Origin of the sequence: Candidatus Photobacterium acropomis, assembly GCF_030685555.1 — a bacterium.
GTDB classification, from domain to species: domain Bacteria; phylum Pseudomonadota; class Gammaproteobacteria; order Enterobacterales; family Vibrionaceae; genus Photobacterium; species Photobacterium lucens.
Genome location: NZ_CP131609.1, coordinates 390,848 through 415,357, shown reverse-complemented (window position 1 = coordinate 415,357; position 24,510 = coordinate 390,848). Strand labels below are relative to the sequence as shown.

The window sequence follows — 24,510 nt, the reverse complement described above, 5'->3', positions numbered from 1 at the left end:
ATTCGTATATGGATAAGTACGTCGTATTTGGTAACCCGATCGGACAAAGTAAATCTCCGTTCATTCATACCTTGTTTGCCCGTCAAACGAGCCAGCAGATGACATATACCAGCCAACTAGTAGCGCTTGATGGTTTCGTACAAGCGGCAGATGCATTTTTTAATGATGGCGGTAAAGGTTGTAACATCACGGTACCATTTAAAGAGCAAGCTTATCAATATGCGACCACCCTGACAGAACGTGCTCGTTTAGCTGGTGCTGTTAACACGCTTAAGAAACTAGATGATGGTGGCGTGCTAGGTGATAACACAGATGGCGAAGGTCTAGTACAAGATCTGATCAATCAACATGTCGAATTGAAAGATCAACGCATCTTATTATTAGGTGCAGGTGGTGCAGCCCGTGGTGTGATATTGCCTCTATTAGCACAGCAGCCTAAGCAACTGGTGATCGCTAACCGTACCTTGAGTAAAGCACAACAATTAGCAGAATTATTTTCAACTTACGGCAATGTAGCGGCATTAGAGCAAGCTGATCTTGAAAATCAAACCTTTGATGTGATCATCAATTCAACCTCAGCCAGTCTTTCAGGGGATGTACCTGCAATACCACCATCAGTGATTGGTGCGAATACCACTTGCTATGACATGGTGTATGGCTCAGCGATCACTTCTTTTAATCGTTGGGCGAAAGAGCACGGTGCTATCAAAACACTAGATGGGCTGGGTATGCTCGTTGGGCAAGCGGCAGAAAGCTTTATGTTATGGCGTGGACTTCGCCCTGGCGCAAAACAAGTACAGCGTGAATTACGCCGAACCTTACAAGAGTAAAAGTAATGAACCAAGATATTCTATTTTCAGATATTCAAGCGTGGGATGCTGTTCGCCAAGCGGTTAACTTTCCCGCCCAGCAAGCCGGCGCATTAATTACCTGCTGGGTAAGCCTTGAATGGTTACAAGCTCGCAGTGATAAATCGCTACAAGATGAAGCGGAAATTTTAGCGCAGTTCTCAGCTTATCGTTTCGATCTTGAAGAGTTAGCTGAAGAAATGATTGAAGATGAATGTTTTGATGATAATGGTGATGTCGTTATTGGCTAAGTCACTTAAATGATTATCGAGAGGCCTTATCGTTAGATAAGGCCTCTTTCTATTTATAGTGGCAGTTCTTCACAAAGATACTCATTTTTGAGTCGCACATAGTTATCTGCAGATTGCGATAAAAAGGCTTTTTCTTTATCTGTTAAAGGGCGGGCTTGTTTTGCAGGACTGCCAACATAAAGAAAACCAGAGGTGAGGCGTTTATTGGGTGGGACTACACTGCCTGCGCCAATGATCACATCATCTTCAATGACCGCACCATCTAAAATAATCGCACCTATACCGACTAATACTCGATGGCCGACTTGGCAGCCATGTAGCATAGCTTTATGTCCAACCGTCACATCATCGCCAATAATAAGTGGGAAACCATTGGGATGAGCATCACTAACACGACTAACGTGTAGCACACTACCATCTTGGATATTCGTGCGTTTACCAATAGTAATGTAATTCACATCACCACGCGCAGCGACTAAAGGCCAAATACTGGCATCATCAGCTAAGCGAACATCACCAATAATCACACTAGAAGGGTCAATAAAGACATTATTTCCTAATGTTGGAGTCATCGTTTTATAAGAGCGTAAAGGGCTTGGCATAACTATACCTATAATAATGCGTATTTATTAACCTAGAGTAGCGAATGTGATGGGTGAATTATAGTCAAAGTAAGGTGCATTGAGTGTTATTTGCTCGAGCGATTAAATATGTCAGAAATATTTCAATTTAGCCCTTGCCAATGTGATCGAACTCTCTATAATGCGACCTCACTGACACGGAGCAAGCCACTGGCTAGCAACGAAATCAGTATTGTTCTTTAACAATTTGACCATGCAATCTGTGTGGGCACTCGTTGAATGATTAGTCAAAAGATTTATCAATGATACTAGTGACCAATTGATACGTAAGTATCAGCACAGTCAATTCATTCATCATTTATGATGAATTAACAGTATTCATTGAGCCGGTCGAAAGACCAACAAAACTTTAATTGAAGAGTTTGATCATGGCTCAGATTGAACGCTGGCGGCAGGCCTAACACATGCAAGTCGAGCGGCAGCGACTTAACTGAACCTTCGGGGGACGTTAAGGGCGGCGAGCGGCGGACGGGTGAGTAATGCCTGGGAATATGCCCTGATGTGGGGGATAACTATTGGAAACGATAGCTAATACCGCATAATCTCTTCGGAGCAAAGAGGGGACCTTCGGGCCTCTCGCGTCAGGATTAGCCCAGGTGGGATTAGCTTGTTGGTGAGGTAATGGCTCACCAAGGCAACGATCCCTAGCTGGTCTGAGAGGATGATCAGCCACACTGGAACTGAGACACGGTCCAGACTCCTACGGGAGGCAGCAGTGGGGAATATTGCACAATGGGGAAACCCTGATGCAGCCATGCCGCGTGTATGAAGAAGGCCTTCGGGTTGTAAAGTACTTTCAGTAGGGAGGAAGGCAGTGTCGTTAATAGCGGCATTGTTTGACGTTACCTACAGAAGAAGCACCGGCTAACTCCGTGCCAGCAGCCGCGGTAATACGGAGGGTGCGAGCGTTAATCGGAATTACTGGGCGTAAAGCGCATGCAGGCGGTCTGTTAAGCAAGATGTGAAAGCCCGGGGCTCAACCTCGGAACAGCATTTTGAACTGGCAGACTAGAGTCTTGTAGAGGGGGGTAGAATTTCAGGTGTAGCGGTGAAATGCGTAGAGATCTGAAGGAATACCGGTGGCGAAGGCGGCCCCTGGACAAAGACTGACGCTCAGATGCGAAAGCGTGGGGAGCAAACAGGATTAGATACCCTGGTAGTCCACGCCGTAAACGATGTCTACTTGGAGGTTGTGGCCTTGAGCCGTGGCTTTCGGAGCTAACGCGTTAAGTAGACCGCCTGGGGAGTACGGTCGCAAGATTAAAACTCAAATGAATTGACGGGGGCCCGCACAAGCGGTGGAGCATGTGGTTTAATTCGATGCAACGCGAAGAACCTTACCTACTCTTGACATCCAGAGAACTTTCCAGAGATGGATTGGTGCCTTCGGGAACTCTGAGACAGGTGCTGCATGGCTGTCGTCAGCTCGTGTTGTGAAATGTTGGGTTAAGTCCCGCAACGAGCGCAACCCTTATCCTTGTTTGCCAGCACGTAAGGTGGGAACTCCAGGGAGACTGCCGGTGATAAACCGGAGGAAGGTGGGGACGACGTCAAGTCATCATGGCCCTTACGAGTAGGGCTACACACGTGCTACAATGGCGTATACAGAGGGCTGCCAACTCGCGAGAGTGAGCGAATCCCATAAAGTACGTCGTAGTCCGGATTGAGTCTGCAACTCGACTCCATGAAGTCGGAATCGCTAGTAATCGTGAATCAGAATGTCACGGTGAATACGTTCCCGGGCCTTGTACACACCGCCCGTCACACCATGGGAGTGGGCTGCACCAGAAGTAGATAGCTTAACCTTCGGAGGGCGTTTACCACGGTGTGGTTCATGACTGGGGTGAAGTCGTAACAAGGTAGCCCTAGGGGAACCTGGGGCTGGATCACCTCCTTACCTAAAGACTTAACTGTTGAAATGCAGTGTCCACACAGATTGCTTGGTGAAATAGTTTTAGAAAAATAGCGAAAGTGCTAATTAATGACATCCGTTATTGATTAACGCTTTTGCGTTATGCTCTTTAACAATCTGGAAAGCTGACTAGTAAATTCAATCGATAGATTGATTTATAGTTTTCATCGAAAGATGAAAACGAGTTCTCAAAACAATACACATTCAAGTGTCTTGTATCGAGTCCGGCGAAAAACCAACGTCTCCTTATCAGAGACATAAACCTTGGTTGTTTGACCAACTTATTTCACTTTTTAAGTGAAGACTAAGAGCGAAACCTCTTGGGGTTGTATGGTTAAGTGACTAAGCGTACACGGTGGATGCCTTGGCAGTCAGAGGCGATGAAGGACGTATTAACTTGCGATAAGCCCAGATGAGGTAGTAAAAACCGGTGACTCTGGGATTTCCGAATGGGGAAACCCACTTACATAAGTAAGTATCGTGTTGTGAATACATAGCAGCACGAGGCGAACCGGGGGAACTGAAACATCTAAGTACCCCGAGGAAGAGAAATCAACCGAGATTCCGGCAGTAGCGGCGAGCGAAACCGGATTAGCCCTTAAGCTAGTTTGATGTTAGGTGAAAGTTCTGGAAAGTTCTGCGATACAGGGTGATAGCCCCGTAACCGACAACATCTTATCAGTGAAAACGAGTAGGACGGGACACGTGTTATCTTGTCTGAATATGGGGGGACCATCCTCCAAGGCTAAATACTCCTGACTGACCGATAGTGAACCAGTACCGTGAGGGAAAGGCGAAAAGAACCCCTGTGAGGGGAGTGAAATAGAACCTGAAACCGTGTACGTACAAGCAGTAGGAGCCCACTTGTTGGGTGACTGCGTACCTTTTGTATAATGGGTCAGCGACTTAATTTTAGTAGCAAGGTTAACCGTTTAGGGGAGCCGTAGGGAAACCGAGTCTTAACTGGGCGATATAGTTGCTAGGATTAGACCCGAAACCGAGTGATCTAGCCATGGGCAGGTTGAAGGTGAGGTAACACTTACTGGAGGACCGAACCGACTAATGTTGAAAAATTAGCGGATGACTTGTGGCTAGGGGTGAAAGGCCAATCAAACTCGGAGATAGCTGGTTCTCCCCGAAAGCTATTTAGGTAGCGCCTCGGACGAATACTACTGGGGGTAGAGCACTGTTAAGGCTAGGGGGTCATCCCGACTTACCAACCCTTTGCAAACTCCGAATACCAGTAAGTACTATCCGGGAGACACACGGCGGGTGCTAACGTCCGTCGTGAAGAGGGAAACAACCCAGACCGCCAGCTAAGGTCCCAAAGTTATAGCTAAGTGGGAAACGATGTGGGAAGGCTCAGACAGCCAGGATGTTGGCTTAGAAGCAGCCATCATTTAAAGAAAGCGTAATAGCTCACTGGTCGAGTCGGCCTGCGCGGAAGATTTAACGGGGCTAAGCTATACACCGAAGCTGCGGCAATGTGCTTTTGCATATTGGGTAGGGGAGCGTTCTGTAAGCCGTTGAAGGTGAGTTGTAAAGCTCGCTGGAGGTATCAGAAGTGCGAATGCTGACATGAGTAACGATAAAGGGAGTGAAAAACTCCCTCGCCGGAAGATCAAGGGTTCCTGTCCAACGTTAATCGGGGCAGGGTAAGTCGACCCCTAAGGCGAGGCCGAAAGGCGTAGTCGATGGGAAACGGGTTAATATTCCCGTACTTCTTATAATTGCGATGGAGGGACGGAGAAGGCTAGGTGAGCCTGGCGACGGTTGTCCAGGTCCAAGTATGTAGGCTGATGGTTTAGGCAAATCCGGACCATCTTAAGGCTGAGATACGATGTCGAGCTGCTACGGCAGTGAAGTCATTGATGCCATGCTTCCGGGAAAAGCTTCTAAGCTTCAGATTATAAGGAATCGTACCCCAAACCGACACAGGTGATCAGGTAGAGAATACCAAGGCGCTTGAGAGAACTCGGGTGAAGGAACTAGGCAAAATGGTACCGTAACTTCGGGAGAAGGTACGCTCCTAGCGGTGATGAGACTTGCTCTCTAAGCTGCCGGGAGTCGCAGATACCAGGTGGCTGCAACTGTTTATTAAAAACACAGCACTGTGCAAAATCGAAAGATGACGTATACGGTGTGACGCCTGCCCGGTGCCGGAAGGTTAATTGATGGGGTTAGACTTCGGTCGAAGCTCTTGATCGAAGCCCCGGTAAACGGCGGCCGTAACTATAACGGTCCTAAGGTAGCGAAATTCCTTGTCGGGTAAGTTCCGACCTGCACGAATGGCGTAATGATGGCCACGCTGTCTCCACCCGAGACTCAGTGAAATTGAAATCGCAGTGAAGATGCTGCGTCCCCGCGGCTAGACGGAAAGACCCCGTGAACCTTTACTATAGCTTGGCACTGAACATTGACCCTACATGTGTAGGATAGGTGGGAGACTGTGAAATAATCGCGCTAGCGGTTATGGAGTCGTCCTTGAAATACCACCCTTGTATGCTTGATGTTCTAACGTCGACCCCTTATCGGGGTTACGGACAGTGCCTGGTGGGTAGTTTGACTGGGGCGGTCTCCTCCCAAAGAGTAACGGAGGAGCACGAAGGTGGGCTAATCACGGTCGGACATCGTGAGGTTAGTGCAATGGCATAAGCCCGCTTGACTGCGAGACTGACAAGTCGAGCAGGTGCGAAAAGCAGGTCATAGTGATCCGGTGGTTCTGAATGGAAGGGCCATCGCTCAACGGATAAAAGGTACTCCGGGGATAACAGGCTGATACCGCCCAAGAGTTCATATCGACGGCGGTGTTTGGCACCTCGATGTCGGCTCATCACATCCTGGGGCTGAAGTCGGTCCCAAGGGTATGGCTGTTCGCCATTTAAAGTGGTACGCGAGCTGGGTTTAGAACGTCGTGAGACAGTTCGGTCCCTATCTGCCGTGGGCGTTGGATGATTGAGAGGGGCTGCTCCTAGTACGAGAGGACCGGAGTGGACGAACCGCTGGTGTTCGGGTTGTGTCGCCAGACGCATTGCCCGGTAGCTAAGTTCGGAATCGATAACCGCTGAAAGCATCTAAGCGGGAAGCGAGCCTCAAGATGAGTCATCCCTAGACCTTTAAGGTCTCTAAAGGGTTGTTGAAGACTACAACGTTGATAGGTCGGGTGTGTAAGTGCTGTGAGGCATTGAGCTAACCGATACTAATTGCCCGTGAGGCTTAACCATACAACACCCAAGGGGTTTTTATACGGACTCCAAGAACACTTGAACGTGTGTTTGAGAATCAGCTTTTCAAGATTGTACCGAATTTGCTTGGCGACCATAGCATTATGGACCCACCTGATCCCATGCCGAACTCAGTAGTGAAACGTAATAGCGCCGATGGTAGTGTGGGGCCTCCCCATGTGAGAGTAGGACATCGCCAGGCTTCAAATTAGAAAGCCCGTTCATCAGAACGGGCTTTTATTCGCTCTCACTGATTGGAATGTGAGCGAGGTCAAAGAAGGTTTTCACTTTTTAACCAACCAATTAAAAGATGAGAATTTTGTCTTGACTGGATATCAGAAAAGCGTATTATACGCCACCTGACTTGCTGAAGCGGAATTTGCTAAGGCATTGAAAGTCAACGTTCTTTAACAATTTGACCATGCAATCTGTGTGGGCACTCGTTGAATGATTAGTCAAAAGATTTATCAATGATACTAGTGACCAATTTGATACTTCGGTATCAGCACAGTCAATTCATTCATCATTTATGATGAATTAACAGTATTCATTGAGCCGGTCGAAAGACCAACAAAACTTTAATTGAAGAGTTTGATCATGGCTCAGATTGAACGCTGGCGGCAGGCCTAACACATGCAAGTCGAGCGGCAGCGACTTAACTGAACCTTCGGGGAACGTTAAGGGCGGCGAGCGGCGGACGGGTGAGTAATGCCTGGGAATATGCCCTGATGTGGGGGATAACTATTGGAAACGATAGCTAATACCGCATAATCTCTTCGGAGCAAAGAGGGGACCTTCGGGCCTCTCGCGTCAGGATTAGCCCAGGTGGGATTAGCTTGTTGGTGAGGTAATGGCTCACCAAGGCAACGATCCCTAGCTGGTCTGAGAGGATGATCAGCCACACTGGAACTGAGACACGGTCCAGACTCCTACGGGAGGCAGCAGTGGGGAATATTGCACAATGGGGGAAACCCTGATGCAGCCATGCCGCGTGTATGAAGAAGGCCTTCGGGTTGTAAAAGTACTTTCAGTAGGGAGGAAGGCAGTGTCGTTAATAGCGGCATTGTTTGACGTTACCTACAGAAGAAGCACCGGCTAACTCCGTGCCAGCAGCCGCGGTAATACGGAGGGTGCGAGCGTTAATCGGAATTACTGGGCGTAAAGCGCATGCAGGCGGTCTGTTAAGCAAGATGTGAAAGCCCGGGGCTCAACCTCGGAACAGCATTTTGAACTGGCAGACTAGAGTCTTGTAGAGGGGGTAGAATTTCAGGTGTAGCGGTGAAATGCGTAGAGATCTGAAGGAATACCGGTGGCGAAGGCGGCCCCTGGACAAAGACTGACGCTCAGATGCGAAAGCGTGGGAGCAAACAGGATTAGATACCCTGGTAGTCCACGCCGTAAACGATGTCTACTTGGAGGTTGTGGCCTTGAGCCGTGGCTTTCGGAGCTAACGCGTTAAGTAGACCGCCTGGGGAGTACGGTCGCAAGATTAAAACTCAAATGAATTGACGGGGGCCCGCACAAGCGGTGGAGCATGTGGTTTAATTCGATGCAACGCGAAGAACCTTACCTACTCTTGACATCCAGAGAACTTAGCAGAGATGCTTTGGTGCCTTCGGGAACTCTGAGACAGGTGCTGCATGGCTGTCGTCAGCTCGTGTTGTGAAATGTTGGGTTAAGTCCCGCAACGAGCGCAACCCTTATCCTTGTTTGCCAGCACTTCGGGTGGGAACTCCAGGGAGACTGCCGGTGATAAACCGGAGGAAGGTGGGGACGACGTCAAGTCATCATGGCCCTTACGAGTAGGGCTACACACGTGCTACAATGGCGTATACAGAGGGCTGCCAACTCGCGAGAGTGAGCGAATCCCATAAAGTACGTCGTAGTCCGGATTGAGTCTGCAACTCGACTCCATGAAGTCGGAATCGCTAGTAATCGTGAATCAGAATGTCACGGTGAATACGTTCCCGGGCCTTGTACACACCGCCCGTCACACCATGGGAGTGGGCTGCACCAGAAGTAGATAGCTTAACCTTCGGAGGGCGTTTACCACGGTGTGGTTCATGACTGGGGTGAAGTCGTAACAAGGTAGCCCTAGGGGAACCTGGGGCTGGATCACCTCCTTACCTAAAGACTTAACTGTTTAATGCAGTGTCCACACAGATTGCTTGGTTAAAATGTAAGAGAGCCACTTATTGTTGCCCAACAACAGTAAGTATGAACATTGTCCCGTTCGTCTAGAGGCCTAGGACACCGCCCTTTCACGGCGGTAACAGGGGTTCGACTCCCCTACGGGACGCCAATGGGTCGTTAGCTCAGTTGGTAGAGCAGTTGACTTTTAATCAATTGGTCGCAGGTTCGAATCCTGCACGACCCACCATCTTCTCCTCGAAGATGTAAAACATCGGAGGGCGATTAGCTCAGTTGGGAGAGCACCTCCCTTACAAGGAGGGGGTCACTGGTTCGAGCCCGGTATCGCCCACCACTCTCTAAAAGTTTTCTGCACGGATTTCGCAGATTTAATGAAGAATCTCTTTATTAAGTCCGCATTCTTGTCGCCGAAAATCGTTAGAAAGTGGTTCGAAAGAAACACAATGCTCTTTAACAATCTGGAAAGCTGACTAGTAAATTCAATCAATAGATTGATTTATAGTTTTCATCGAAAGATGAAAACGAGTTCTCAAAACAATACACATTCAAGTGTCTTGTATCGAGTCCGGCGAAAACCAATGTCCTCTTATCAAGGACACAAACCTTGGTTGTTTGAACATACGAAACCTCTTGGGGTTGTATGGTTAAGTGACTAAGCGTACACGGTGGATGCCTTGGCAGTCAGAGGCGATGAAGGACGTATTAACTTGCGATAAGCCCAGATGAGGTAGTAAAACCGGTGACTCTGGGATTTCCGAATGGGAAACCCACTTACATAAGTAAGTATCGTGTTGTGAATACATAGCAGCACGAGGCGAACCGGGGAACTGAAACATCTAAGTACCCCGAGGAAGAGAAATCAACCGAGATTCCGGTAGTAGCGGCGAGCGAAACCGGATTAGCCCTTAAGCTAGTTTGATGTTAGGTGAAGGTTCTGGAAAGTTCCGCGATACAGGGTGATAGCCCCGTAACCGACAACATCTTATCAGTGAAAACGAGTAGGACGGGACACGTGTTATCTTGTCTGAATATGGGGGACCATCCTCCAAGGCTAAATACTCCTGACTGACCGATAGTGAACCAGTACCGTGAGGGAAAGGCGAAAAGAACCCCTGTGAGGGGAGTGAAATAGAACCTGAAACCGTGTACGTACAAGCAGTAGGAGCCCACTTGTTGGGTGACTGCGTACCTTTGTATAATGGGTCAGCGACTTAATTTTAGTAGCAAGGTTAACCGTTTAGGGGAGCCGTAGGGAAACCGAGTCTTAACTGGGCGTCATAGTTGCTAGGATTAGACCCGAAACCGAGTGATCTAGCCATGGGCAGGTTGAAGGTGAGGTAACACTTACTGGAGGACCGAACCGACTAATGTTGAAAAATTAGCGGATGACTTGTGGCTAGGGGTGAAAGGCCAATCAAACTCGGAGATAGCTGGTTCTCCCCGAAAGCTATTTAGGTAGCGCCTCGGACGAATACTACTGGGGGTAGAGCACTGTTAAGGCTAGGGGGTCATCCCGACTTACCAACCCTTTGCAAACTCCGAATACCAGTAAGTACTATCCGGGAGACACACGGCGGGTGCTAACGTCCGTCGTGAAGAGGGAAACAACCCAGACCGCCAGCTAAGGTCCCAAAGTTATAGCTAAGTGGGAAACGATGTGGGAAGGCTCAGACAGCCAGGATGTTGGCTTAGAAGCAGCCATCATTTAAAGAAAGCGTAATAGCTCACTGGTCGAGTCGGCCTGCGCGGAAGATTTAACGGGGCTAAGCTATACACCGAAGCTGCGGCAATGCGATTTAGCGTATTGGGTAGGGGAGCGTTCTGTAAGCCGTTGAAGGTGAGTTGTAAAGCTTGCTGGAGGTATCAGAAGTGCGAATGCTGACATGAGTAACGATAAAGGGAGTGAAAAACTCCCTCGCCGGAAGATCAAGGGTTCCTGTCCAACGTTAATCGGGGCAGGGTAAGTCGACCCCTAAGGCGAGGCCGAAAGGCGTAGTCGATGGGAAACGGGTTAATATTCCCGTACTTCTTATAATTGCGATGGAGGGACGGAGAAGGCTAGGTGAGCCTGGCGACGGTTGTCCAGGTCCAAGTATGTAGGCTGATGGTTTAGGCAAATCCGGACCATCTTAAGGCTGAGATACGATGTCGAGTCACTACGGTGATGAAGTCATTGATGCCATGCTTCCGGGAAAAGCTTCTAAGCTTCAGATTATAAGGAATCGTACCCCAAACCGACACAGGTGATCAGGTAGAGAATACCAAGGCGCTTGAGAGAACTCGGGTGAAGGAACTAGGCAAAATGGTACCGTAACTTCGGGAGAAGGTACGCTCCTAGCGGTGATGAGACTTGCTCTCTAAGCTGTCGGGAGTCGCAGATACCAGGTGGCTGCAACTGTTTATTAAAAACACAGCACTGTGCAAAATCGAAAGATGACGTATACGGTGTGACGCCTGCCCGGTGCCGGAAGGTTAATTGATGGGGTTAGACTTCGGTCGAAGCTCTTGATCGAAGCCCCGGTAAACGGCGGCCGTAACTATAACGGTCCTAAGGTAGCGAAATTCCTTGTCGGGTAAGTTCCGACCTGCACGAATGGCGTAATGATGGCCACGCTGTCTCCACCCGAGACTCAGTGAAATTGAAATCGCAGTGAAGATGCTGCGTCCCCGCGGCTAGACGGAAAGACCCCGTGAACCTTTACTATAGCTTGGCACTGAACATTGACCCTACATGTGTAGGATAGGTGGGAGACTGTGAAATAATCGCGCTAGCGGTTATGGAGTCGTCCTTGAAATACCACCCTTGTATGCTTGATGTTCTAACGTCGACCCCTTATCGGGGTTACGGACAGTGCCTGGTGGGTAGTTTGACTGGGGCGGTCTCCTCCCAAAGAGTAACGGAGGAGCACGAAGGTGGGCTAATCACGGTCGGACATCGTGAGGTTAGTGCAATGGCATAAGCCCGCTTGACTGCGAGACTGACAAGTCGAGCAGGTGCGAAAAGCAGGTCATAGTGATCCGGTGGTTCTGAATGGAAGGGCCATCGCTCAACGGATAAAAGGTACTCCGGGGATAACAGGCTGATACCGCCCAAGAGTTCATATCGACGGCGGTGTTTGGCACCTCGATGTCGGCTCATCACATCCTGGGGCTGAAGTCGGTCCCAAGGGTATGGCTGTTCGCCATTTAAAGTGGTACGCGAGCTGGGTTTAGAACGTCGTGAGACAGTTCGGTCCCTATCTGCCGTGGGCGTTGGATGATTGAGAGGGGCTGCTCCTAGTACGAGAGGACCGGAGTGGACGAACCGCTGGTGTTCGGGTTGTGTCGCCAGACGCATTGCCCGGTAGCTAAGTTCGGAATCGATAACCGCTGAAAGCATCTAAGCGGGAAGCGAGCCTCAAGATGAGTCATCCCTAGACCTTTAAGGTCTCTAAAGGGTTGTTGAAGACTACAACGTTGATAGGTCGGGTGTGTAAGTGCTGTGAGGCATTGAGCTAACCGATACTAATTGCCCGTGAGGCTTAACCATACAACACCCAAGGGGTTTTATACGGACTCCAAGAACACTTGAACGTGTGTTTGAGAATCAGCTTTTCAAGATTGTAACGAATTTGCTTGGCGACCATAGCATTATGGACCCACCTGATCCCATGCCGAACTCAGTAGTGAAACGTAATAGCGCCGATGGTAGTGTGGGGCCTCCCCATGTGAGAGTAGGACATCGCCAGGCTTCAATTAGAAAGCCCGTTCATCAGAACGGGCTTTTATTCGCTCTCACTGATTGGAATGTGAGCGAGGTCAAAGAAGGTTTTCACTTTTAACCAACCAATTAAAAAGATGAGAATTTTGTCTTGACTGGATATCAGAAAAGCGTATTATACGCCACCTGACTTGCTGAAGCGGAATTTGCTAAGGCATTGAAAGTCAACGTTCTTTAACAATTTGACCATGCAATCTGTGTGGGCACTCGTTGAATGATTAGTCAAAAGATTTATCAATGATACTAGTGACCAATTTGATACTTCGGTATCAGCACAGTCAATTCATTCATCATTTATGATGAATTAACAGTATTCATTGAGCCGGTCGAAAGACCAACAAAACTTTAATTGAAGAGTTTGATCATGGCTCAGATTGAACGCTGGCGGCAGGCCTAACACATGCAAGTCGAGCGGCAGCGACTTAACTGAACCTTCGGGGAACGTTAAGGGCGGCGAGCGGCGGACGGGTGAGTAATGCCTGGGAATATGCCCTGATGTGGGGGATAACTATTGGAAACGATAGCTAATACCGCATAATCTCTTCGGAGCAAAGAGGGGGACCTTCGGGCCTCTCGCGTCAGGATTAGCCCAGGTGGGATTAGCTTGTTGGTGAGGTAATGGCTCACCAAGGCAACGATCCCTAGCTGGTCTGAGAGGATGATCAGCCACACTGGAACTGAGACACGGTCCAGACTCCTACGGGAGGCAGCAGTGGGGAATATTGCACAATGGGGGAAACCCTGATGCAGCCATGCCGCGTGTATGAAGAAGGCCTTCGGGTTGTAAAGTACTTTCAGTAGGGAGGAAGGCAGTGTCGTTAATAGCGGCATTGTTTGACGTTACCTACAGAAGAAGCACCGGCTAACTCCGTGCCAGCAGCCGCGGTAATACGGAGGGTGCGAGCGTTAATCGGAATTACTGGGCGTAAAGCGCATGCAGGCGGTCTGTTAAGCAAGATGTGAAAGCCCGGGGCTCAACCTCGGAACAGCATTTTGAACTGGCAGACTAGAGTCTTGTAGAGGGGGTAGAATTTCAGGTGTAGCGGTGAAATGCGTAGAGATCTGAAGGAATACCGGTGGCGAAGGCGGCCCCTGGACAAAGACTGACGCTCAGATGCGAAAGCGTGGGGAGCAAACAGGATTAGATACCCTGGTAGTCCACGCCGTAAACGATGTCTACTTGGAGGTTGTGGCCTTGAGCCGTGGCTTTCGGAGCTAACGCGTTAAGTAGACCGCCTGGGGAGTACGGTCGCAAGATTAAAACTCAAATGAATTGACGGGGGCCCGCACAAGCGGTGGAGCATGTGGTTTAATTCGATGCAACGCGAAGAACCTTACCTACTCTTGACATCCAGAGAACTTTCCAGAGATGGATTGGTGCCTTCGGGAACTCTGAGACAGGTGCTGCATGGCTGTCGTCAGCTCGTGTTGTGAAATGTTGGGTTAAGTCCCGCAACGAGCGCAACCCTTATCCTTGTTTGCCAGCACGTAAGGTGGGAACTCCAGGGAGACTGCCGGTGATAAACCGGAGGAAGGTGGGGACGACGTCAAGTCATCATGGCCCTTACGAGTAGGGCTACACACGTGCTACAATGGCGTATACAGAGGGCTGCCAACTCGCGAGAGTGAGCGAATCCCATAAAGTACGTCGTAGTCCGGATTGAGTCTGCAACTCGACTCCATGAAGTCGGAATCGCTAGTAATCGTGAATCAGAATGTCACGGTGAATACGTTCCCGGGCCTTGTACACACCGCCCGTCACACCATGGGAGTGGGCTGCACCAGAAGTAGATAGCTTAACCTTCGGGAGGGCGTTTACCACGGTGTGGTTCATGACTGGGGTGAAGTCGTAACAAGGTAGCCCTAGGGGAACCTGGGGCTGGATCACCTCCTTACCTAAAGACTTAACTGTTGAATGCAGTGTCCACACAGATTGCTTGGTTAATAGTAAAGAACGCAAAAAGACTTGGGTCTGTAGCTCAGGTGGTTAGAGCGCACCCCTGATAAGGGTGAGGTCGGTGGTTCAAGTCCACTCAGACCCACCACTTTCTCCTCAGAAGAAAGTGGCGGTTTTAAGTCTTTTATATCGTTGGGGTTATAGCTCAGCTGGGAGAGCGCCTGCCTTGCACGCAGGAGGTCTGCGGTTCGATCCCGCATAGCTCCACCACTCTTTAAACACATTCTTATGAGTGTTTTTAAAAAGTGGTTATCTAACGATAAACACAATGCTCTTTAACAATCTGGAAAGCTGACTAGTAAATTCAATCAATAGATTGATTTATAGTTTTCATCGAAAGATGAAAACGAGTTCTCAAAACAATACACATTCAAGTGTCTTGTATCGAGTCCGGCGAAAACCAATGTCCTCTTATCAAGGACACAAACCTTGGTTGTTTGAACATACGAAACCTCTTGGGGTTGTATGGTTAAGTGACTAAGCGTACACGGTGGATGCCTTGGCAGTCAGAGGCGATGAAGGACGTATTAACTTGCGATAAGCCCAGATGAGGTAGTAAAAACCGGTGACTCTGGGATTTCCGAATGGGGAAACCCACTTACATAAGTAAGTATCGTGTTGTGAATACATAGCAGCACGAGGCGAACCGGGGAACTGAAACATCTAAGTACCCCGAGGAAGAGAAATCAACCGAGATTCCGGTAGTAGCGGCGAGCGAAACCGGATTAGCCCTTAAGCTAGTTTGATGTTAGGTGAAGGTTCTGGAAAGTTCCGCGATACAGGGTGATAGCCCCGTAACCGACAACATCTTATCAGTGAAAACGAGTAGGACGGGACACGTGTTATCTTGTCTGAATATGGGGGACCATCCTCCAAGGCTAAATACTCCTGACTGACCGATAGTGAACCAGTACCGTGAGGGAAAGGCGAAAAGAACCCCTGTGAGGGGAGTGAAATAGAACCTGAAACCGTGTACGTACAAGCAGTAGGAGCCCACTTGTTGGGTGACTGCGTACCTTTGTATAATGGGTCAGCGACTTAATTTTAGTAGCAAGGTTAACCGTTTAGGGGAGCCGTAGGGAAACCGAGTCTTAACTGGGCGTCATAGTTGCTAGGATTAGACCCGAAACCGAGTGATCTAGCCATGGGCAGGTTGAAGGTGAGGTAACACTTACTGGAGGACCGAACCGACTAATGTTGAAAAATTAGCGGATGACTTGTGGCTAGGGGTGAAAGGCCAATCAAACTCGGAGATAGCTGGTTCTCCCCGAAAGCTATTTAGGTAGCGCCTCGGACGAATACTACTGGGGGTAGAGCACTGTTAAGGCTAGGGGGTCATCCCGACTTACCAACCCTTTGCAAACTCCGAATACCAGTAAGTACTATCCGGGAGACACACGGCGGGTGCTAACGTCCGTCGTGAAGAGGGAAACAACCCAGACCGCCAGCTAAGGTCCCAAAGTTATAGCTAAGTGGGAAACGATGTGGGAAGGCTCAGACAGCCAGGATGTTGGCTTAGAAGCAGCCATCATTTAAAGAAAGCGTAATAGCTCACTGGTCGAGTCGGCCTGCGCGGAAGATTTAACGGGGCTAAGCTATACACCGAAGCTGCGGCAATGTACTTTGCACATTGGGTAGGGGAGCGTTCTGTAAGCCGTTGAAGGTGAGTTGTAAAGCTCGCTGGAGGTATCAGAAGTGCGAATGCTGACATGAGTAACGATAAAGGGAGTGAAAAACTCCCTCGCCGGAAGATCAAGGGTTCCTGTCCAACGTTAATCGGGGCAGGGTAAGTCGACCCCTAAGGCGAGGCCGAAAGGCGTAGTCGATGGGAAACGGGTTAATATTCCCGTACTTCTTATAATTGCGATGGAGGGACGGAGAAGGCTAGGTGAGCCTGGCGACGGTTGTCCAGGTCCAAGTATGTAGGCTGATGGTTTAGGCAAATCCGGACCATCTTAAGGCTGAGATACGATGTCGAGTCACTACGGTGATGAAGTCATTGATGCCATGCTTCCGGGAAAAGCTTCTAAGCTTCAGATTATAAGAAATCGTACCCCAAACCGACACAGGTGATCAGGTAGAGAATACCAAGGCGCTTGAGAGAACTCGGGTGAAGGAACTAGGCAAAATGGTACCGTAACTTCGGGAGAAGGTACGCTCCTAGCGGTGATGAGACTTGCTCTCTAAGCTGCCGGGAGTCGCAGATACCAGGTGGCTGCAACTGTTTATTAAAAACACAGCACTGTGCAAAATCGAAAGATGACGTATACGGTGTGACGCCTGCCCGGTGCCGGAAGGTTAATTGATGGGGTTAGACTTCGGTCGAAGCTCTTGATCGAAGCCCCGGTAAACGGCGGCCGTAACTATAACGGTCCTAAGGTAGCGAAATTCCTTGTCGGGTAAGTTCCGACCTGCACGAATGGCGTAATGATGGCCACGCTGTCTCCACCCGAGACTCAGTGAAATTGAAATCGCAGTGAAGATGCTGCGTCCCCGCGGCTAGACGGAAAGACCCCGTGAACCTTTACTATAGCTTGGCACTGAACATTGACCCTACATGTGTAGGATAGGTGGGAGACTGTGAAATAATCGCGCTAGCGGTTATAGAGTCGTCCTTGAAATACCACCCTTGTATGCTTGATGTTCTAACGTCGACCCCTTATCGGGGTTACGGACAGTGCCTGGTGGGTAGTTTGACTGGGGCGGTCTCCTCCCAAAGAGTAACGGAGGAGCACGAAGGTGGGCTAATCACGGTCGGACATCGTGAGGTTAGTGCAATGGCATAAGCCCGCTTGACTGCGAGACTGACAAGTCGAGCAGGTGCGAAAGCAGGTCATAGTGATCCGGTGGTTCTGAATGGAAGGGCCATCGCTCAACGGATAAAAGGTACTCCGGGGATAACAGGCTGATACCGCCCAAGAGTTCATATCGACGGCGGTGTTTGGCACCTCGATGTCGGCTCATCACATCCTGGGGCTGAAGTCGGTCCCAAGGGTATGGCTGTTCGCCATTTAAAGTGGTACGCGAGCTGGGTTTAGAACGTCGTGAGACAGTTCGGTCCCTATCTGCCGTGGGCGTTGGATGATTGAGAGGAGCTGCTCCTAGTACGAGAGGACCGGAGTGGACGAACCGCTGGTGTTCGGGTTGTGTCGCCAGACGCATTGCCCGGTAGCTAAGTTCGGAATCGATAACCGCTGAAAGCATCTAAGCGGGAAGCGAGCCTCAAGATGAGTCATCCCTAGACCTTTAAGGTCTCTAAAGGGTTGTTGAAGACTACAACGTTGATAGGTCGGGTGTGTAAGTGCTGTGAGGCATTGAGCTAACCGATACTAATTGCCCGTGAGGCTTAACCATACAACACCCAAGGGGTTTTATACGGACTCCAAGAACACTTGAACGTGTGTTTGAGAATCAGCTTTTCAAGATTGTACCGAATTTGCTTGGCGACCATAGCATTATGGACCCACCTGATCCCATGCCGAACTCAGTAGTGAAACGTAATAGCGCCGATGGTAGTGTGGGGCCTCCCCATGTGAGAGTAGGACATCGCCAGGCTTCAATTAAAAGGCCCGTTCTGATGAACGGGCTTTTATTTCGCTCCCGCTGATTGGAATGTGAGCGAGGTCAAAGAAGGTTTTCACTTTTAACCAACTGATTAAAAAGATGAGAATTTTGTCTTGACTGAATATCAGATAAGCGTATTATACGCCACCTGACTTGCTGAAGCGCAAAGCGCTAAGGCATTGAAAGTCAACGTTCTTTAATAATTTGACCATGCAATCTGTGTGGGCACTCGTTGAATGATTAGTCAAAAGATTTATCAATGATACTAGTGACCAATTGATACTTCGGTATCAGCACAGTCAATTCATTCATCATTTATGATGAATTAACAGTATTCATTGAGCCGGTCGAAAGACCACAAAAACTTTAATTGAAGAGTTTGATCATGGCTCAGATTGAACGCTGGCGGCAGGCCTAACACATGCAAGTCGAGCGGCAGCGACTTAACTGAACCTTCGGGGAACGTTAAGGGCGGCGAGCGGCGGACGGGTGAGTAATGCCTGGGAATATGCCCTGATGTGGGGGATAACTATTGGAAACGATAGCTAATACCGCATAATCTCTTCGGAGCAAAGAGGGGGACCTTCGGGCCTCTCGCGTCAGGATTAGCCCAGGTGGGATTAGCTTGTTGGTGAGGTAATGGCTCACCAAGGCAACGATCCCTAGCTGGTCTGAGAGGATGATCAGCCACACTGGAACTGAGACACGGTCCAGACTCCTACGGGAGGCAGCAGTGGGGAATATTGCACAATGGGGAAACCCTGATGCAGCCATGCCGCGTGTATGAAGAAGGCCTTCGGGTTGTAAAAGTACTTTCAGTAGGGAGGAAGGCAGTGTCGTTAATAGCGGCATTGTTTGACGTTACCTACAGAAGAAGCACCGGCTAACTCCGTGCCAGCAGCCGCGGTAATACGGAGGGTGCGAGCGTTAATCGGAATTACTGGGCGTAAAGCGCATGCAGGCGGTCTGTTAAGCAAGATGTGAAAGCCCGGGGCTCAACCTCGGAACAGCATTTTGAACTGGCAGACTAGAGTCTTGTAGAGGGGGGTAGAATTTCAGGTGTAGCGGTGAAATGCGTAGAGATCTGAAGGAATACCGGTGGCGAAGGCGGCCCCTGGACAAAGACTGACGCTCAGATGCGAAAGCGTGGGGAGCAAACAGGATTAGATACCCTGGTAGTCCACGCCGTAAACGATGTCTACTTGGAGGTTGTGGCCTTGAGCCGTGGCTTTCGGAGCTAACGCGTTAAGTAGACCGCCTGGGGAGTACGGTCGCAAGATTAAAACTCAAATGAATTGACGGGGGCCCGCACAAGCGGTGGAGCATGTGGTTTAATTCGATGCAACGCGAAGAACCTTACCTACTCTTGACATCCAGAGAACTTAGCAGAGATGCTTTGGTGCCTTCGGGAACTCTGAGACAGGTGCTGCATGGCTGTCGTCAGCTCGTGTTGTGAAATGTTGGGTTAAGTCCCGCAACGAGCGCAACCCTTATCCTTGTTTGCCAGCACTTCGGGTGGGAACTCCAGGAGACTGCCGGTGATAAACCGGAGGAAGGTGGGGACGACGTCAAGTCATCATGGCCCTTACGAGTAGGGCTACACACGTGCTACAATGGCGTATACAGAGGGCTGCCAACTCGCGAGAGTGAGCGAATCCCATAAAGTACGTCGTAGTCCGGATTGGAGTCTGCAACTCGACTCCATGAAGTCGGAATCGCTAGTAATCGTGAATCAGAATGTCACGGTGAATACGTTCCCGGGCCTTGTACACACCGCCCGTCACACCATGGGAGTGGGCTGCACCAGAAGTAGATAGCTTAACCTTCGGAGGGCGTTTACCACGGTGTGGTTCATGACTGGGGTGAAGTCGTAACAAGGTAGCCCTAGGGGAACCTGGGGCTGGATCACCTCCTTACCTAAAGACTTAACTGTTTAAATGCAGTGTCCACACAGATTGCTTGGTGAAATGATTTTAGAAAATAGCGAAAGTGCTAATTAATAACATTTGTTATTGATTAACGCTTTTGCGTTATGCTCTTTAACAATCTGGAAAGCTGACTAGTAAATTCAATCAATAGATTGATTTATAGTTTTCATCGAAAGATGAAAACGAGTTCTCAAAACAATACACATTCAAGTGTCTTGTATCGAGTCCGGCGAAAAACCAATGTCCTCTTATCAAGGACACAAACCTTGGTTGTTTGAACATACGAAACCTCTTGGGGTTGTATGGTTAAGTGACTAAGCGTACACGGTGGATGCCTTGGCAGTCAGAGGCGATGAAGGACGTATTAACTTGCGATAAGCCCAGATGAGGTAGTAAAAACCGGTGACTCTGGGATTTCCGAATGGGGAAACCCACTTACATAAGTAAGTATCGTGTTGTGAATACATAGCAGCACGAGGCGAACCGGGGGAACTGAAACATCTAAGTACCCCGAGGAAGAGAAATCAACCGAGATTCCGGTAGTAGCGGCGAGCGAAACCGGATTAGCCCTTAAGCTAGTTTGATGTTAGGTGAAGGTTCTGGAAAGTTCCGCGATACAGGGTGATAGCCCCGTAACCGACAACATCTTATCAGTGAAAACGAGTAGGACGGGACACGTGTTATCTTGTCTGAATATGGGGGGACCATCCTCCAAGGCTAAATACTCCTGACTGACCGATAGTGAACCAGTACCGTGAGGGAAAGGCGAAAAGAACCCCTGTGAGGGGAGTGAAATAGAACCTGAAACCGTGTACGTACAAGCAGTAGGAGCCCACTTGTTGGGTGACTGCGTACCTTTTGTATAATGGGTCAGCGACTTAATTTTAGTAGCAAGGTTAACCGTTTAGGGGAGCCGTAGGGAAACCGAGTCTTAACTGGGCGAATGAGTTGCTAGGATTAGACCCGAAACCGAGTGATCTAGCCATGGGCAGGTTGAAGGTGAGGTAACACTTACTGGAGGACCGAACCGACTAATGTTGAAAAATTAGCGGATGACTTGTGGCTAGGGGTGAAAGGCCAATCAAACTCGGAGATAGCTGGTTCTCCCCGAAAGCTATTTAGGTAGCGCCTCGGACGAATACTACTGGGGGTAGAGCACTGTTAAGGCTAGGGGGTCATCCCGACTTACCAACCCTTTGCAAACTCCGAATACCAGTAAGTACTATCCGGGAGACACACGGCGGGTGCTAACGTCCGTCGTGAAGAGGGAAACAACCCAGACCGCCAGCTAAGGTCCCAAAGTTATAGCTAAGTGGGAAACGATGTGGGAAGGCTCAGACAGCCAGGATGTTGGCTTAGAAGCAGCCATCATTTAAAGAAAGCGTAATAGCTCACTGGTCGAGTCGGCCTGCGCGGAAGATTTAACGGGGCTAAGCTATACACCGAAGCTGCGGCAATGCGATTTAGTTCATTGGGTAGGGGAGCGTTCTGTAAGCCGTTGAAGGTGAGTTGTAAAGCTTGCTGGAGGTATCAGAAGTGCGAATGCTGACATGAGTAACGATAAAGGGAGTGAAAAACTCCCTCGCCGGAAGATCAAGGGTTCCTGTCCAACGTTAATCGGGGCAGGGTAAGTCGACCCCTAAGGCGAGGCCGAAAGGCGTAGTCGATGGGAAACGGGTTAATATTCCCGTACTTCTTATAATTGCGATGGAGGGACGGAGAAGGCTAGGTGAGCCTGGCGACGGTTGTCCAGGTCCAAGTATGTAGGCTGATGGTTTAGGCAAATCCGGACCATCTTAAGGCTGAGATACGATGTCGAGTCACTACGGTGATGAAGTCATTGATGCCATGCTTCCGGGAAAAGCTTCTAAGCTTCAGATTATAAGGAATCGTACCCCAAACCGACACAGGTGATCAGGTAGAGAATACCAAGGCGCTTGAGAGAACTCGGGTGAAGGAACTAGGCAAAATGGTACCGTAACTTCGGGAGAAGGTACGCTCCTAGCGGTGATGAGACTTGCTCTCTAAGCTGTCGGGAGTCGCAGATACCAGGTGGCTGCAACTGTTTATTAAAAACACAGCACTGTGCAAAATCGAAAGATGACGTATACGGTGTGACGCCTGCCCGGTGCCGGAAGGTTAATTGATGGGGTTAGACTTCGGTCGAAGCTCTTGATCGAAGCCCCGGTAAACGGCGGCCGTAACTATAACGGTCCTAAGGTAGCGAAATTCCTTGTCGGGTAAGTTCCGACCTGCACGAATGGCGTAATGATGGCCACGCTGTCTCCACCCGAGACTCAGTGAAATTGAAATCGCAGTGAAGATGCTGCGTCCCCGCGGCTAGACGGAAAGACCCCGTGAACCTTTACTATAGCTTGGCACTGAACATTGACCCTACATGTGTAGGATAGGTGGGAGACTGTGAAATAATCGCGCTAGCGGTTATGGAGTCGTCCTTGAAATACCACCCTTGTATGCTTGATGTTCTAACGTCGACCCCTTATCGGGGTTACGGACAGTGCCTGGTGGGTAGTTTGACTGGGGCGGTCTCCTCCCAAAGAGTAACGGAGGAGCACGAAGGTGGGCTAATCACGGTCGGACATCGTGAGGTTAGTGCAATGGCATAAGCCCGCTTGACTGCGAGACTGACAAGTCGAGCAGGTGCGAAAGCAGGTCATAGTGATCCGGTGGTTCTGAATGGAAGGGCCATCGCTCAACGGATAAAAGGTACTCCGGGGATAACAGGCTGATACCGCCCAAGAGTTCATATCGACGGCGGTGTTTGGCACCTCGATGTCGGCTCATCACATCCTGGGGCTGAAGTCGGTCCCAAGGGTATGGCTGTTCGCCATTTAAAGTGGTACGCGAGCTGGGTTTAGAACGTCGTGAGACAGTTCGGTCCCTATCTGCCGTGGGCGTTGGATGATTGAGAGGGGCTGCTCCTAGTACGAGAGGACCGGAGTGGACGAACCGCTGGTGTTCGGGTTGTGTCGCCAGACGCATTGCCCGGTAGCTAAGTTCGGAATCGATAACCGCTGAAAGCATCTAAGCGGGAAGCGAGCCTCAAGATGAGTCATCCCTAGACCTTTAAGGTCTCTAAAGGGTTGTTGAAGACTACAACGTTGATAGGTCGGGTGTGTAAGTGCTGTGAGGCATTGAGCTAACCGATACTAATTGCCCGTGAGGCTTAACCATACAACACCCAAGGGGTTTTATACGGACTCCAAGAACACTTGAACGTGTGTTTGAGAATCAGCTTTTCAAGATTGTACCGAATTTGCTTGGCGACCATAGCATTATGGACCCACCTGATCCCATGCCGAACTCAGTAGTGAAACGTAATAGCGCCGATGGTAGTGTGGGGTCTCCCCATGTGAGAGTAGGACATCGCCAGGCTTCCTATTCGTTTTCATCTTTTTAAGAAAAAGATGAAAGCAAAAAAGATAAGATGCTTGTTCTGAACGACAGGTATCGGATAAAACGAACGTTTTATCTCCGTGTGGAGCGGTAGTTCAGTTGGTTAGAATACCGGCCTGTCACGCCGGGGGTCGCGGGTTCGAGTCCCGTCCGCTCCGCCACTTATTAAGAAGCCTCGCTAGAAATAGCGGGGCTTTTTTGCATTTATCGATTTAGACTTTTCGATTGTCTATAAAGCATGATTAAGATGCAGTTTTTTGAGTTTGATATAAATGATGGTATGTCGTGCTATTGGGTAAATTGCTATTTAAGTTTACGTATCCTAGATGTAAGACATAAAAAACCGCCTAATAGGCGGTTTTTTTATGTCTGCTAGTTAGCTTTTCATCATGATTTGGTAACCAACATAACATGCGGCGATACTGACAATAACGTTAAGCAAAATGTTTAAACCAGCTTTAAAAAAATCGCCTTGCTGCATAAGTACTACGTTATCCATTGAGAATGTTGAGAACGTAGTTAATGCACCTAGGAAGCCCAAGCCGATGATTGGTCGCCATGGCGCAGCTTCAATCATTCCTTGATTCAGTGCTGACATCAATAGCCCCATGATCAGGGAGCCCAGCACGTTTACGGTTAAAGTACCGTATGGGAAGCCACGGCCAAATAGCATTACGCATAGCTCAGAAATTAGGTATCGTGAGCAGGCACCGAATGCACCACCAAGCGCGATGAATCCTAGTAATAAATATTGGCTCATTGGGATCTCGTTTATATTTTCAGGTAATGATAGAAAGCGGTCATGATAATCGCTAGTTAGAAAGGTGAGAACTCTCCAATATTGCAATCATTGATTC

The 24,510-nt window shown here is 49.3% G+C and carries 4 protein-coding genes, 6 tRNA genes and 12 rRNA genes; 20 read left to right on the top strand and 2 right to left on the bottom strand.

The window, feature by feature from the left end; genetic code table 11:
* The first annotated feature begins 8 nt into the window (after positions 1-8).
* Together aroE and Q7657_RS08535 are read left to right on the top strand one after the other, a co-directional pair.
* Positions 9-830: a shikimate dehydrogenase gene (gene aroE / locus Q7657_RS08540; protein WP_107167279.1), complete on the top strand. Its 822-nt coding sequence runs from the start codon at positions 9-11 to the stop codon at positions 828-830.
* Between the two features lie 5 nt (positions 831-835).
* Positions 836-1,099 carry a DUF1488 family protein gene (locus tag Q7657_RS08535; RefSeq protein WP_107167278.1) on the top strand — a complete coding sequence of 88 codons (264 nt, stop codon included), beginning with the start codon at positions 836-838 and terminating at the stop codon, positions 1,097-1,099.
* Between the two features lie 53 nt (positions 1,100-1,152).
* Here Q7657_RS08535 and Q7657_RS08530 read toward each other — a convergent pair whose 3' ends face one another.
* Entirely contained in the window at positions 1,153-1,701 is a 549-nt protein-coding gene (locus Q7657_RS08530; protein WP_107167277.1) for a gamma carbonic anhydrase family protein, read from the bottom strand.
* Positions 1,702-2,090: 389 nt separating this feature from the next.
* Between Q7657_RS08530 and Q7657_RS08525 the strand changes: the two genes are divergently transcribed.
* From Q7657_RS08525 to Q7657_RS08440, 18 genes are all read left to right on the top strand, one after another.
* A 16S ribosomal RNA gene (locus Q7657_RS08525) occupies positions 2,091-3,637 on the top strand.
* Positions 3,638-3,984: 347 nt separating this feature from the next.
* Positions 3,985-6,876 (top strand): 23S ribosomal RNA (locus Q7657_RS08520).
* An 86-nt stretch (positions 6,877-6,962) separates the two neighbouring features.
* Positions 6,963-7,078, top strand: a 5S ribosomal RNA gene (rrf, locus tag Q7657_RS08515).
* Between the two features lie 377 nt (positions 7,079-7,455).
* Positions 7,456-9,002 (top strand): 16S ribosomal RNA (locus Q7657_RS08510).
* A gap of 100 nt (positions 9,003-9,102) precedes the next feature.
* Positions 9,103-9,178, top strand: a tRNA-Glu gene (locus Q7657_RS08505).
* Positions 9,179-9,180: 2 nt separating this feature from the next.
* A tRNA-Lys gene (locus Q7657_RS08500) sits at positions 9,181-9,256 on the top strand.
* A gap of 29 nt (positions 9,257-9,285) precedes the next feature.
* A tRNA-Val gene (locus tag Q7657_RS08495) sits at positions 9,286-9,361 on the top strand.
* 308 nt (positions 9,362-9,669) lie between these two features.
* A 23S ribosomal RNA gene (locus tag Q7657_RS08490) occupies positions 9,670-12,556 on the top strand.
* 85 nt (positions 12,557-12,641) lie between these two features.
* Positions 12,642-12,757, top strand: a 5S ribosomal RNA gene (gene rrf / locus Q7657_RS08485).
* 376 nt (positions 12,758-13,133) lie between these two features.
* Positions 13,134-14,682: ribosomal RNA gene (locus Q7657_RS08480) — 16S ribosomal RNA — on the top strand.
* 73 nt (positions 14,683-14,755) lie between these two features.
* A tRNA-Ile gene (locus tag Q7657_RS08475) sits at positions 14,756-14,832 on the top strand.
* A 46-nt stretch (positions 14,833-14,878) separates the two neighbouring features.
* Positions 14,879-14,954 (top strand) — tRNA-Ala (locus tag Q7657_RS08470).
* Between the two features lie 257 nt (positions 14,955-15,211).
* Positions 15,212-18,098: ribosomal RNA gene (locus Q7657_RS08465) — 23S ribosomal RNA — on the top strand.
* Between the two features lie 85 nt (positions 18,099-18,183).
* Positions 18,184-18,299 (top strand): 5S ribosomal RNA (gene rrf / locus Q7657_RS08460).
* Between the two features lie 376 nt (positions 18,300-18,675).
* A 16S ribosomal RNA gene (locus tag Q7657_RS08455) occupies positions 18,676-20,224 on the top strand.
* A 316-nt stretch (positions 20,225-20,540) separates the two neighbouring features.
* Positions 20,541-23,431, top strand: a 23S ribosomal RNA gene (locus tag Q7657_RS08450).
* Positions 23,432-23,516: 85 nt separating this feature from the next.
* A 5S ribosomal RNA gene (gene rrf / locus Q7657_RS08445) occupies positions 23,517-23,632 on the top strand.
* Together the 16S, 23S and 5S rRNA genes with 6 tRNA genes alongside form the textbook arrangement of a ribosomal RNA operon.
* Positions 23,633-23,737: 105 nt before the next feature.
* Positions 23,738-23,814, top strand: a tRNA-Asp gene (locus Q7657_RS08440).
* Positions 23,815-24,029: 215 nt separating this feature from the next.
* On the opposite strand, the gene crcB is transcribed toward Q7657_RS08440, so the two are convergent.
* Positions 24,030-24,413 (bottom strand): fluoride efflux transporter CrcB, encoded by a 384-nt coding sequence (crcB, locus tag Q7657_RS08435; protein ID WP_107167079.1) that lies wholly within the window; start codon positions 24,411-24,413, stop codon positions 24,030-24,032.
* Positions 24,414-24,510 lie beyond the last annotated feature (97 nt).

What these genes read in the sequence shown, in the direction of transcription:
- Q7657_RS08530 (WP_107167277.1), bottom strand. Translation starts at nt 1,701, where the DNA reads ATGCCAAGCCCTTTACGCTCTTATAAAACGATGACTCCAACATTAGGA.
- aroE (WP_107167279.1), top strand. Translation starts at nt 9, where the DNA reads ATGGATAAGTACGTCGTATTTGGTAACCCGATCGGACAAAGTAAATCT.
- crcB (WP_107167079.1), bottom strand. Translation starts at nt 24,413, where the DNA reads ATGAGCCAATATTTATTACTAGGATTCATCGCGCTTGGTGGTGCATTC.
- Q7657_RS08535 (WP_107167278.1), top strand. Translation starts at nt 836, where the DNA reads ATGAACCAAGATATTCTATTTTCAGATATTCAAGCGTGGGATGCTGTT.